At 38.8% G+C, this 11539-nt stretch carries 11 protein-coding genes; 6 read left to right on the top strand and 5 right to left on the bottom strand.

Features of this window, described 5'->3' with window-relative positions; translation table 11 throughout:
* From AC3M61_RS01740 to AC3M61_RS01715, 6 genes are all read left to right on the top strand, one after another.
* A partial coding sequence (locus AC3M61_RS01740; RefSeq protein WP_500779224.1) for a DDE-type integrase/transposase/recombinase occupies positions 1 to 418 on the top strand: 418 nt, incomplete at its 5' end.
* A 210-nt stretch (positions 419 to 628) separates the two neighbouring features.
* Positions 629 to 1726 (top strand): exo-beta-N-acetylmuramidase NamZ family protein, encoded by a 1098-nt coding sequence (locus tag AC3M61_RS01735; protein WP_500779223.1) that lies wholly within the window; start codon positions 629 to 631, stop codon positions 1724 to 1726.
* A 52-nt stretch (positions 1727 to 1778) separates the two neighbouring features.
* Positions 1779 to 3278 carry a beta-N-acetylhexosaminidase gene (nagZ, locus tag AC3M61_RS01730; protein ID WP_500779222.1) on the top strand — a complete coding sequence of 500 codons (1500 nt, stop codon included), beginning with the start codon at positions 1779 to 1781 and terminating at the stop codon, positions 3276 to 3278.
* Complete coding sequence (murQ, locus tag AC3M61_RS01725) at positions 3275 to 4240, top strand: N-acetylmuramic acid 6-phosphate etherase (protein WP_500779221.1); 966 nt, start codon at positions 3275 to 3277, stop codon at positions 4238 to 4240. The genes nagZ and murQ overlap by 4 nt, the downstream gene beginning before the upstream one ends.
* The gene (locus AC3M61_RS01720) at positions 4237 to 4956 is read left to right on the top strand and encodes a GntR family transcriptional regulator (RefSeq protein WP_500779220.1); all 720 of its coding nucleotides are present in this window, start codon (positions 4237 to 4239) and stop codon (positions 4954 to 4956) included. The genes murQ and AC3M61_RS01720 overlap by 4 nt, the downstream gene beginning before the upstream one ends.
* Positions 4957 to 4981: 25 nt before the next feature.
* Positions 4982 to 5866 carry a BadF/BadG/BcrA/BcrD ATPase family protein gene (locus AC3M61_RS01715; protein WP_500779219.1) on the top strand — a complete coding sequence of 295 codons (885 nt, stop codon included), beginning with the start codon at positions 4982 to 4984 and terminating at the stop codon, positions 5864 to 5866.
* Positions 5867 to 5869: 3 nt separating this feature from the next.
* Here the strand turns inward: AC3M61_RS01715 and AC3M61_RS01710 are convergent, their stop codons facing one another.
* From AC3M61_RS01710 to AC3M61_RS01690, 5 genes are all read right to left on the bottom strand, one after another.
* On the bottom strand, positions 5870 to 6817 hold the full coding sequence (locus AC3M61_RS01710) for an ABC transporter ATP-binding protein (RefSeq protein ID WP_500779218.1): 948 nt from the start codon (positions 6815 to 6817) through the stop codon (positions 5870 to 5872).
* Complete coding sequence (locus AC3M61_RS01705) at positions 6802 to 7755, bottom strand: ABC transporter ATP-binding protein (protein ID WP_500779217.1); 954 nt, start codon at positions 7753 to 7755, stop codon at positions 6802 to 6804. The genes AC3M61_RS01710 and AC3M61_RS01705 overlap by 16 nt, the downstream gene beginning before the upstream one ends.
* Before the next feature lie 29 nt (positions 7756 to 7784).
* Positions 7785 to 8591, bottom strand: coding sequence for an ABC transporter permease (locus AC3M61_RS01700; protein ID WP_500779216.1), 807 nt, complete (start codon positions 8589 to 8591; stop codon positions 7785 to 7787).
* A gap of 5 nt (positions 8592 to 8596) precedes the next feature.
* Complete coding sequence (locus AC3M61_RS01695) at positions 8597 to 9580, bottom strand: ABC transporter permease (RefSeq protein ID WP_500779215.1); 984 nt, start codon at positions 9578 to 9580, stop codon at positions 8597 to 8599.
* 160 nt (positions 9581 to 9740) lie between these two features.
* Positions 9741 to 11330: an ABC transporter substrate-binding protein gene (locus AC3M61_RS01690; protein WP_500779214.1), complete on the bottom strand. Its 1590-nt coding sequence runs from the start codon at positions 11328 to 11330 to the stop codon at positions 9741 to 9743.
* Between the last annotated feature and the right edge of the window lie 209 nt (positions 11331 to 11539).

Raw genomic sequence — 11539 nt, 5'->3', positions numbered from 1 at the left:
AGACCAAAAATATTATGTCTGGTTATTAGTTGACCACGATACTAACTATATCCTTTGCTGGCATGTCTCAAAGTATCGTGACATGGGTCAAGTAAAAGTGCTACTTGAAAAGTTTTTAGGCAATTGCAAAGACAAAAGTATTGAACTCATTACAAAACAACTTGGTGCATATGAAAGTGCACTGATATTGTTCAAGAATATCAATCATGTAGTAGTATCGCTTGGTAAAAATAACCAATGTGAATCCAAATTCTCACTACTGAAAGACTTTTTCCGACTTAAGCGAGGTCTGAAGAAGTTGAAAAATCTTGATTTATATATTAACGGCTTTTGTATAGTGAAGAATCTTTGGAAAATCAACAATAGTAACATCGATAATGTTATTTCTCAGTTAGCTACTTTCATCACTATAAGGTAAAAACTATTTGTGAACTGTCCAACAAAATTATAGAACTTTGGTTATTTTTTGCAAAATTAGAAAAATTGAGAGATTCGAAGAATACACTCTATAAAGGAACTTAATTGTCGCTAATCACTGTAATATCATAAAAACAAAGTATTGTTAATATGGTTATTTGTTATATCATTAGTATAGCTTTTGATATAAAACTTTTGAGAGGAGGATAGTGTGAAAAAACGAGTTCTAAACGGCATTGATGTATTAAATGTCCAAGAGCTTAAAATGTTCAGAGTAGCTTTGGTAACGAATTACTCATCGGTAAATAAAAAAGGCGAGCATTTGCTTGATATACTGCTTTCTTCAGGTATCAAAGTGGTTAGGATCTTTACTCCCGAGCATGGTTTGTTCTTGAGGGCGGATGGTGAAAAAATAAACGATTTCTTGCATCCGCGGTATAAAATTCCTGTGACTAGTCTGTACGGTTTAAGGTTTTCTATAGATTGTGACCTTTTGAACGACACTGATGTAGTTGTATACGACATACAAGACGTTGGTTTGCGTTATTATACTTTTATCTACGCATTGGCTGAAGTGGTCAAAGGATGTGCCAAGTGTGGCAAGAGACTTGTTGTACTTGATCGATTTAATCCCCTTGGTAGGAAGTTCTTTGGTCCAAGGATTCCAAAAGAACTGGATTCTCTCGTGGGTGCATATGCGTTGCCTGTTCGATATGGTTTGACTACAGGAGAGCTTGCACTGTATTATAGAAAATTTTTTGGACTGAACATGGAACTTAATATTATTAGGTGTATTGGTTGGAACGGTGAAGATTTCTCGAAAATCGACGCTTTTTGGAATGTTCCGTCGCCCAATCTACCAACTTTTTCCTCACTTCTGTGTTATGCGGGAATATGCTTTTTCGAAGCTACGAATCTTAGCGTAGGTAGGGGGACGACCAAACCATTTGAGTTTATAGGTGCTCCTTGGTTGGACGAAGAAGATATTTACGCGTATTTGAAAGAGAAATTCCCAAATCTCCTTTTCAGAAAAAGACAGTTCATTCCACAGTTTCGAGAATACGCGCACCAGGTGTGCTACGGTTTGGAATTTTTTCCAAACCCTGAGGATAATTTTTTTGAAGTAGCTGTTGCTATCTTTGAATACCTGAAGGACTACGATGAGTTCGAAGTTGATAATCGCAGAATCGATATGCTTACAGGTGTTCCAAACTTTGTCAATAACACAGACAAGTTATTAAGTTATGATTTAACTGATTATTTTGAATTTATATCTGATGTGCTAATTTACACCTTTGAAAGAGAGTAAATAGTTTTCAAAAAGCAACATTACTTTTTTCATAAGCTGGTGAAAAATCATGTTGGAAGCAGATGCAGGAAAAGTCTTTATGATAGGAATATACGGGAAAGAATTAAACAAAGAAACCAGGGAAATACTCAGTGAGATAAAACCAGGTTTTATCATTCTTTTTTCGAGGAATGTTGATACTCCTGAGCAGGTAAAGAAACTTGTGGACGATGTGTCAGATTTCTTAGATTATAGACCCATATTTGCTGTGGACCAGGAAGGGGGAAGTGTCCTCAGACTGAAAGATGGATTTTCAACACTTCCAAGTGCTATGGCTTGTGCTGCAACCGGCGATCGTGAGTTAATAAAAGAAGCCGTATATGCTATGTCCTTAGAACTTAAGGCGGTGGGCATTGATTTCAATTTGGCACCGGTTGTGGACGTCAATACGGATCCGTTCAATCCAGTAATAGGTACCAGATCGTACAGTGATGACGCAAATGTCGTTGTGGAGTTTGCATCATCATTTTTGGAAGGTTCAAAAAGTGCACGTGTAATGACCTGTTTGAAACACTTCCCCGGACTCGGGAGCGTTTCTGTCGATCCCCACTACGACTTGCCGGTAGTAGAAAAATTTTACGAAGAGCTTTACAGACTCGAATTAATACCTTTTGGAAAACTAAATGCAGATGCTTTGATGCCTTCACATGTGTTTTTGCCCAGGATTCAAAAAGACGGACTTCCAGCATCTTTATCAAAGGAAGTTATCGGTGGAATTGCGAGAAACGAATTAGGTTTCAAAGGTTTGATCGTTTCTGACGACCTCCTAATGGGAGGAGTTAGTAAATTCTCCATTGAAGACAGAATACGTTTAGCGTTTGATGCCGGGAACGATGTTTTAGTAATCTGCCACGAACCGGACTTACAGTTGCGAGCATTCAAGTATTTTAAAGAGATGATAAAAGAAGACCGGATTATAAAAAATAAGTTTACAAAGGTCTTGGAAAGAATAATGCTTGTTATCCAAGATTTTCAGCATGAAGCTCGTCCATCCATGGATTTGATAAATTGCCAGGAACATAGACAAATAATGAAGACAATTGCCGAAAAATCTATCACAGTCGTTAGGCAGGAGATTTTAGAACTTCCATTAACAACTTTAGATATCGTTCTTACTATGGTGGGGCCACCATTTTCACCGGTAAGTGATAATCCAGAAAACAAGATCCCATCAATTGTTTTAGAAATTGCAAAACAATTCGGTGTAAATCACTCCTGGTTTTCTGAGGAGAATCTTCCAAACGTTGAATCGTTAAAAGGTAAAACCATAATTTTGTTCACTTATGATGCATATAGAAGTGATGTTCTGAGGAAATTTATCAAAGAACTTGATAATCGCTCAAACCTTTTTCTCGTCGCTCTTAGGAATCCTTACGATGCTTTGTTAGTAAAAAATTCTTTGGCTACATATGGCAGTCTCGACATTCAACAAAAAGCAATTACTGATGTTTTAACAGGTAGAATAAAACCTACTGGAACGCTTCCTTTAAAAAGAAGAGAGGTGGTTTTATGATAAAATTCTCAAGGAAACTGTCTTTCGAAGAGTTAGAAACAGAGATTTCAAACCCGGTAACAGAAAATATAGACCAGCTTGACACGCTTAGCATCCTTAGGATAATAAATGAGGAAGATAAAAAAATAGCTGAGGCTGTCTCAAAAGTTCTTGATAAGATTGCAAAGGTTGTAGATTTCTGTGTCGAAGCGATAAAAGACAAAGGAAGGGTAATCTATGCTGGTGCTGGTACAAGCGGAAGGATAGGTTATTTAGATGCTGTAGAGATAGTTCCTACTTTTGGGATGCCGCCTGATGTTTTTGTTCCTCTCATTGCTGGCGGTGAAGAAGCTCTAAAAAGGTCTGTGGAAGCTGTTGAAGATGATTTTGAACTTGGAAGAGAAGATGCCAGAAGAATCAGTTTATCGAGTAAAGATGTTGTGATAGGAATCACAGCAAGTGGAAGAACACCTTATGTAGGAGGAGTTCTTGATTTTGCGAGAGAACATGGTGCAAGAACTGTTTTGATATGTAACGTTTCAAAACCTGCTTTGTCTGAATATGCCGATGTTGTTATCTCAGTCGAGACGGGACCTGAAGTTATAGCTGGTAGCACAAGAATGAAGGCTGGGACTTCACAGAAAATGGTTCTGAATATGATAAGCACTGCCACGATGATAAGACTCGGGAAAGTTTACAAAAACTACATGGTCGATGTTCTTGTTCTAAACGAAAAGTTGAAAGACCGCGCAATTAGAATTATCATGAATGTAACTGGTGTGGACTATAAAACAGCTGCTGAATATTTAAGAAAGGCGGATAACAAGACTAAGGTTGCTGTCTTGATGATACTAACAGGAAAAACCAAAGATGAATGTGAAGCTCTTTTAGAGAGTAGTGTTAGTATCACACATATAATGAAACATCTGAACAAAAATCAGGCTGAAATACAGCAAAATAGTAAAGAGGAGGAGAGAACTTGAATAATAATCCCGCGCTTCCTTTGTATTACAGGATTTATTCCGAGCTAAGAACAAGGATTCTTAATGGGTATTACAAGGATGGAAAACTACCTCCAGAGATGGAACTATGCAAAGAGTTTAAGGCAAGTAGGATTACCATAAGAAATGCCTTGGAGCAACTAAGGCGCGAAGGCTTGATTGTACGTTCTAAAGGCAGTGGTACCTTTATTAAAAAGACAGAGGGTGAGGAAGAGTTAACAAGACTGACAGGGTTTACTGATGAAATGAAAGGTAGAAAAGTTACTTCAAGAGTTCTTGAAAACAAGCTCGTAAGTGTTCCATTGGAAGCTCAAGAACAGTTTGGGTTACCAACTGGTGCGTTGGTCGTTCTACTTAAGCGCGTTAGATACATTGATGATAGACCGGTAGCAATAGAATCGGCATACCTGAATCCTTCGGTGGACCTGAGAATACTCAATATTCTTCAAAAGAACATGGAAACATCTTCACTCTACCATTTCCTGCAGGACGAACTATCGATAAATCTATCTTATGCTGAAGAAATTCTTGAAGTTACGAAGGTTTCAAAGGAAGAAGCACAGTTGTTAAACATTAAACCTGGTGAGTGTGCGATATTAAGAAAAAGACACACTTATACAGACACAGGAAAATGTGTTGAATTCGTTCTTTCCATCTACAGAGCCGACGAATATAAATTCAGGGTTATCAGGAAATAAATGAAATAAGTGGAGCATGAGCGTAATGTCGGAACTTGTGTTATCAGTTGATGGTGGGGGCACAACCACAAAATTTTGTGTGGTAGAAATTACAAACAACCAGGTTATCTACGAATCAGTTATTGAAAGTGGCATTAACTTGACTGCAACAACCACTAGAGAGCAAATGCTAATACTAAACGAAATTAAAAAGCAAATAAGATATCTTTCAGAAAAACCTGGGAACGTATGGAGCATCGTATGTGCTATTTCCGGCGCAGGTAGTAACAAAAGAAAAAAAAGCTTTGAAAAATTACTTAAAACTGCTTTTGACGTAAAAGATGTTATCGTTTTATCTGACATAGAGGCTCTCAGATTGTTGTTGTTTAAAGATAAGCCGGGAATAGTTGTAGTTTGTGGAACAGGGAGTATAGCTATCTCTCACAGCGGTTCGCGTGTAGGTGGATGGGGTCACCTTTTTGGAGATGAAGCTGGAGCATTCAGGATCGTTGTCGAAGTAATACAGCGATTCTATGATCATGTTGATGGTGTACACCCTTACGACCCTGTTTTTGAAAGCCTTAAATTGTTTTTCAATTTTACCTCACCCAATGAACTTACAAACCTACAAGCAAGAAAAGACTATAAATCAAAAATTGCTTCATTTGCAGCCACAATGCCTTTGACAGAGCTTACGAAGACTGTTATTGAAACGCAGATAAATCACTTTGCGACGAAAGTTTCTCAGCTTGCAAAGAAAGAGAGTATCAACGACATATACCTATTTGGCGGTATGTTTAAAAATGAGTATTTCAAAGATACTTTCCTAAGGAAGCTAGACACGTTTAACACTCAAGTGGTTAATAAAAAACTTCACGTCGAGCTCGCGCTCAACGTGAAGTTTCTTAAAAAAGTCCTTGATAGTTCTTAGTAACTACTTGTATAAGATACAGCGTACCTTCCTCCCATCGACATCTACAAAGTCAATTTCCATACTGCATTCCGGCTTGGCAAATTTACATCTTGGAGCGAAAGGGCATCCCGGGGGAGGGTTTATCAAGCTTGGCGGTTCCCCAGTGTCAACAAAGCTGGTTGTTAAAAATTTCTCGGGATCCGGTGCTGCTTCCTTCAAAAGTTTTGTGTACGGATGGAGTGGATTGTTTACCACTTCCTTTGCGTTACCTTCTTCAACAATGATTCCTGCATACATAACTATAATTCTATCTGAAACATATTTTGCAGCAGCCAAGTCATGGGTAACATGAAGGAAAGCTATTTTATAATCGTTCCTTAGTTTAAGCATCAAATTCAGAATGCCTGACTTTATTGAGACATCCAGCATAGAAGTTGGCTCATCTGCTAAGATTATTCTTGGTTTCGTTATTATCGCACGTGCAAATACAACTCGCTGTCTTTGGCCTCCGGAAAGTTCATGTGGGTATTTTTGTAAGTAGTTCTCTATAGGCGTTAATTCTACTTCGTGTAAAACATCTTCTATAACCTTTTGCTTATTGGATATTTTGTGAATTTTCAGAGGTCTTTCTAATGCGTGTGCAATCGTTTTGGTAGGATTAAGTGAAGCGAAAGGATCCTGGAATACCATCTGCACGTTTCTTCTGAACTCAAGTTCTTCACTTCTCTTCATTTTTTTCGGTAGCTCTTCACCGAACAATGTAATTTTACCAGAAGTTGGTTCGTATATCCTTGCCAAAACTCTTAGTAAAGTAGTTTTACCACATCCGCTTTCGCCAACTATAGAGATTATCTCATTTTCTCTAAGTTCGAAATCCACACCGCGAAGAGCTTTCAAAGTGAGTATTTTGAACCCTTTCCTGAGCGCGAACTCTTTTCTGAGATTCTCAACCTTTAATACAGATGACACGCGACCCACCTGCCATTTCCTTTGTCTTCAACGTATTTTAGCTCTGGTTTTTCGGTTGTACATTTATCTAATGCATACGGGCACCTTTCTTTGAAAGGACAACCTACTATTTGAGTTCCAAGGTCCACAGGTCTGCCAGGTATGCTTTTGTAGGACTTCAAATCCTTTGAAATACTCGGTAGTGCTTCAATTAATCCCTTTGTGTAGGGATGCAAAGGTTTTGTGTAAACATCTTTAGCGCGACCAATTTCGACGAGTTCACCTGCGTACATTATTGAGATTTTGCTAGCAAGTTCGAAGAGTAACGATATGTCATGAGTAATAAAGATTGTTGAAAAGTTCTCTTTCTTTCTGAGTTCTTCAATTTGTTGAAGAATAGATCTCTGAACAACGACGTCAAGAGCGGTCGTAGGTTCATCCATCACAACAACACTCGGAGATAGGAGCAACGCCATAGCAATAACCACACGTTGTCTCATTCCACCAGACAACTGGTGTGGGTAACTTTCCATACGGTCCGCGGTGATTCCTACCAGTTGTAGTTTTTCTTTTATCAAGTTATATGCATCGGCTTTTGAAAATCCATGATTTCTAATTAACACATCTGCCATCTGGTCTTTTATCTTCAAGACAGGATTTAGTGAGTTCATTGAGCTCTGGGTTACCAGAGAAAATTTTTTCCATCTCATTTTTCTTAACTCCCTGTCTGGCAAAGTCAAAATATCGACGCCGTCTACCAAAACTTGCCCCGAGATTATCTTACCTGGCTTTTTCAGCAGTTTCAGTGCCGCAAGTACCAGCGTAGACTTCCCGCAGCCTGATTCACCTGCGATTCCATAGAAGTCACCTTCTTCGACTCTTAGTGATACATTTCTAACAGCATAGACAAACTTGTTTCTAAACTCGTATCCTGCGTTTAGATTTTTGATTTCAAACACAGTACCACCTCTGCTTGATTCTTTTTAGCTTATCGGGAACGTAATCGTGGATTTGTAATTTCATCAATAGAGAAACTTATAAGTGCGAATGCTGTACCGAGTAGTACTATACAAAGCCCAGGTGCAAGTACCCAATACCACATACCATTTAACAATGCGTTCGCATTTTGAGCCCAGTATAACATCGTTCCCCAAGTAATTTTACTTACATCACTAAGTCCCAAGAATGAAAGTGAAGCTTCACCTATTATAGCGTAAAGGACTGAACTGAAAAAAATTGATGCAACTAGCGAAAGCATATTCGGAAGAAGTTCAACAAATATCGTGTATAAATTGCTCTCACCGATAACCTTTGAAGCAAGTGTGAATTCTCTGTTTTTAAGAGATAGCATCTGAGACCTGATAATCCTTGCACCAGAGCCCCAACTTGTAAATGCTATAACTAAAATTACCATCAGTGGTCCCCTTACACGCATGTAAGAGCTTATTACAATCATCAAAGGCAGTCCAGGGATCACAAGAAAAATATCTGTAAGTGTTGACAATATTCTATCGACAATACCACCGTAATAACCAGCTATCATCCCAACGGTGGTCGCTATTGCCGTCATAATTAAACCTGTGGAAATTCCAATTGTGAGAGAAAGGCGAGCACCGTAAAATACTTGGGATAATATATCACGTCCCATCCTATCAGTTCCAAGAGGATGCTCATGTGATGGTGATTCGTAGGGCATGCCGACAGTTTTGTTTGGCTCGTACTTTGCAAGAAACGGAGCAAAGATTGCCATTATTATAAAGCTAAGAATAATTGCCACTCCTATTTTCCACTTCACGATAACTACCCCCTAACACGTGGATCCAAGAAGGCATAAACGAAATCCATGATTAAGTTTGCCAAAAGAACTGATAAAGATATGAAAAAGAATATCGCTTGTATTAAAGGAAAATCCTGACTTAATACTGCTCTGTAAAGTTGATATCCTACGCCTGGGTAGGAGTAAACAATTTCTGTTAAGAGTGCTCCGCTTACAACGAACCCCAATGATATACCAAATGCAGTTATACTTGGCAGTATAGCGTTCCTAGCCGCGTAATGGATCATGACATATTTATCATCCAAGCCCTTTGCTTCTGCTAATGTTATGTAATCTTCTGCAAGAACAGATACCATGTTATTTCTCATAGTCAGTATCCAGCTGCCGAGCGAAGCAACGATTAGTGTTACAGCAGGCAATATTGCATGGTATATCACACTTAAAACGAATCTAAAACCTGTTAAAATTTCGGTTGTAGAGTAAGCATTTGACAGTGGAAACCAACCGAGTCTGAACCCAAATATGTACAAAAACAACATAGCAAGCCAGAAATATGGGATGGCTCTTAACGAAAGTGAGAAGATGAGTAATCCAGAACCAAGAAACTTATCTCTGTTCCATCCAGCATAAATACCTAGGAACGTTCCTATCAAAAAACTCAAGACCGTTGAAGTACCAACCAACCCTACTGTCCATGGAATGGAGTTTTTTAGAACCTGTGAAACCGGTACTGGATAGTGTAAGTAAGATATACCAAAGTTACCTGTGAACGTGTTCTTCAAGTAATCTAAGAACTGCGAAAACATATTTTTGTCTTTTTCTACACCGAGGGCAATTCTCATTGCTTCTATAGCTTTCTCATCGACATTGGGCCCAAAACGTGAGAGAATCCTTTCCGCAGGGTCACCGGGCATCAACCTTGGGAGTACGAAGTTCAGTGTAAGAGCAAAAAACAGGGTTATAACAAAAAATAACAACCTGTTTGCAACGTATTTCAAACTTCTCACCGTCCTCACTTTCGAACCTTTTTTGAGAAAAATTCACCAATAATTTTAGAAAAACGGCAACGCACTTTTGGATTATTTGCGTTTATTTTTCGTTGATTCATTTTGTAATACAAAGTGCGTTGCCGTCAATTTAAATTTTTTACTAAAGAACCTAACTCTTTTACTTAACAGGTTCAAGATTCATCACAAGATAGATCTTATCCATGCCGGTGATCCTTGGTTCAACGTACGGTTTCTTCTCGTTTGGCCAACCCGTGAAGTTCTTTGTTGAATAGATGAACCAAACGGGATTGTAGAAGAGAGGAACAGCCGGAACGTTTTCAAGCACAATCCTCTGCAACCTCGACATAATAACCTTTCTAACCGAAATGTCTGCTGTTTCTTTAATCTTTGCCAAAAGCTCGTCTGTTGTTTTATCTATCCATCCGCCCCTGTTACTGCCAATGTATGCATTTGCTGAGTTCAAAAAGTTATCGTAGAAATTGTAAGGCGTTGCGCCGTAATTTGCCCAGCTCAAAACTATGTCGAAGTTCTTGTTACGAATTCGCTGCAAGTATTCACCAAAGTCAATAGGAGTTACCTTTAGTTCTACTCCATAATCAGCCATTTGTTGCGATAGCAATTCACAGACAGCAATCCAGTCTGTCCATCCCGCGGGTACTAGGAGCTCGTAACTGAGCTTGATGTTACCCTTAACCAAAATCCCATCTTTTCCTTTCTTAAAACCGGCTTGTGCAAAAAGTTGCTCTGCGATCTTTGGGTCATATTTCCACCATAACTTCTTCAGATCCTCACTTATCAAATATTCGTAACCAGACTTAATAACAACCGGATTTACCGGAGCAGCGTAGCCGGTCATACCTACTTTGATAATCATATTCCTGTCTATAGCGTGCGTAAAGGCTTTCCTCAACATTGGGTCTTTAAACGGCTCTTTCGCAAGATTGAAGAAAAGGAAGACGGGGTTTCCTTCAGCGAACCAGTAATTCAAGTCTTTTCTTTGTTGAACAAGCTTCTCAATTTGTGGATAGTTAATACCTGCCCAATCGATTTCACCGTTCGCGACTGCTAGCTGTGCACTTTCATTTCCGCTGAATGCGGGTATCCTTATGGAATCAACTTTTACTTTTGACGCATTCCAGTAGTTTGGATTCTTCTTCAACGTTACTACCTGGGTAGAGAAGTTATCAAGTAAGTAAGCACCCGTACCTATAGGATTTTCGTTCGTGAATTTTGAAGGGTCTTCTAGCTTGCTCCAAATGTGCTTTGGAAGTATGTAAACTCCAGCGACACTGTACAGATACAGGGTGTTAACCACTCCAAGTTTTAGTTTAACAGTGTAATCGTCAACTTTTGTGACTTCGGTTAATCCGCCCTTCCAAACACCTGGAACATCGAGAGCGGGGAACTTTTTCAGTGTTTCAAACGTGAATACGACATCGTCGGCTGTGAACAGTGTTCCATCTGACCACTTTACTCCTTTGCGTAGCTTGAACGTTATCTCCTTATAACCTGCGCCCCACTTAAACTCCGATGCCAACCATGGAATAAACTCACCTGTTTTCGTGTTCGCATAAACAAGTGTTTCATAGATAAAACCTGCTGCGATATATCCCGTAGCACCAGCAAAGTATGGATTGAAGTTACGTTGGAACGGACCTGTTACAGAAATAATCATAGACAGCTCTGCAGCCAGCGAAACACTAAAAACTAATACCAACAGTGTTAAAATAGCGAATAACCTCTTCATAACTTTCACTCCTTTCAAAATGATATGGCAAAGCGATGTGAATTTCGATATTTGTTATAACATATTATCATATTCGCTTTCAACCATACAAATGTCAAATTTCAATTTTATCCATTTCTAGAAGATGTAAAAGACGACATAGACGTCTTTTGGATATCTGAACTTCTCTTTTCTCGTGATTTCTCAAAATATCGTTTATAAGATGCAAA

This window comes from Fervidobacterium sp., from assembly GCF_059913585.1.
The sequence above is the reverse complement of the archived record's forward strand: the minus strand, read 5'-3'. Positions and strand labels throughout refer to the sequence as shown.